The sequence below is a fragment of the Bacillus sp. AP50 genome (assembly GCF_040492675.1).
Lineage (GTDB): Bacteria > Bacillota > Bacilli > Bacillales > Bacillaceae_G > Bacillus_A > Bacillus_A cereus.
Window position 1 is genome coordinate 1 of the sequence record NZ_JBEUTW010000804.1, and the last position, 1,031, is coordinate 1,031.

Here is a 1,031-nt window from a genome sequence, read left to right on the forward strand (position 1 = left end):
TCGTTCTTGGTTGTCCGTGTAGCGGATTTTGTATTTTTGAATTTCTTTTTTAGCATTTAAAAACACATGACGATCAAGCTCCATAAACACTTTGAACGGATTAGCAACCTCTAACTGTCGTTGAAAAAATTCGATTGGATCATATTGGTTCAATGATCCTTCGTACCTACCTGTATTTTTTGAATAAGCATAGGTGAAGGTTCGTTCGATATTCTCTGATAAAGCTTTTGTAAAATCTAAATTCATCGATAAATCAACTCCACTTCTTTTCTCGGCAATCCGTCGATTTCAGCTTGTGCTTTTGTTAATTCGATTAGATCGGCAGCCTCTTGATGCCAATTGACTAAATCAGGGTTTTCTAGCGTATCTTTTAGGTACAAATAGACTTGACGATAGGTCTCGTTTCGACTGCCAACAGGCGCACCGTTTTGCAAGACAGATTTGAGCAATTTAGCTTGCTCGTGATTAAAATCAATAAGCGATTTCGTGGAGCTTGAAAAATCCACCACTTTGTCGCTTGGTTTTGGCTTAGGCTTAGGCTGGAATTGAGCTACGTTGACCGCGCTACCAATTACAGTGCTGACGTCTGAAAGTCGTAGTGGATATCCCATCAATTGCGATATTTTTTTGCTCGCTTCATCAATTTCAATATCCAACATGGCAGCGACTCCGGTTACAACTTCTCGATACTGTTCTTTTGATGCCATTTCAGCATCCGCCATTAAAACGAGACGCCAACGTTTTGATTGATCGTAGTAATATTTAGCTGTTGGATAGACTAGCCCGAAAAGACCTTGCATCTCCAGTTTTTGCTCGATGTAGGACCGTTCATACTCTCCGTCATCCACGTCTATTGCGATTAGGCGTTTGCCACCTTGATAGTTTTTATCGTTTCGTTCGTTATCGGCAAAAACACCATCAAGAAAATAAGCCAGGTTATGCTTTTTAATATGCTTGTACTCATCTTCGGTTGTAGCTCCACTTAATAATTCGATACCGTTGATTTTTTCTGATTCGATATCGTCCACACC

Annotated in this window: 2 protein-coding genes; both read right to left on the minus strand. The window is 40.1% G+C overall.

Features of this window, described 5'->3' with window-relative positions:
- Positions 1 to 246 (minus strand): hypothetical protein (locus ABWK52_RS29635; protein WP_353772403.1); only part of this gene is annotated, 246 nt, incomplete at its 3' end.
- A partial coding sequence (locus tag ABWK52_RS29640; protein ID WP_353772404.1) for a hypothetical protein occupies positions 243 to 1,031 on the minus strand: 789 nt, incomplete at its 5' end. The genes ABWK52_RS29635 and ABWK52_RS29640, both read right to left, overlap by 4 nt.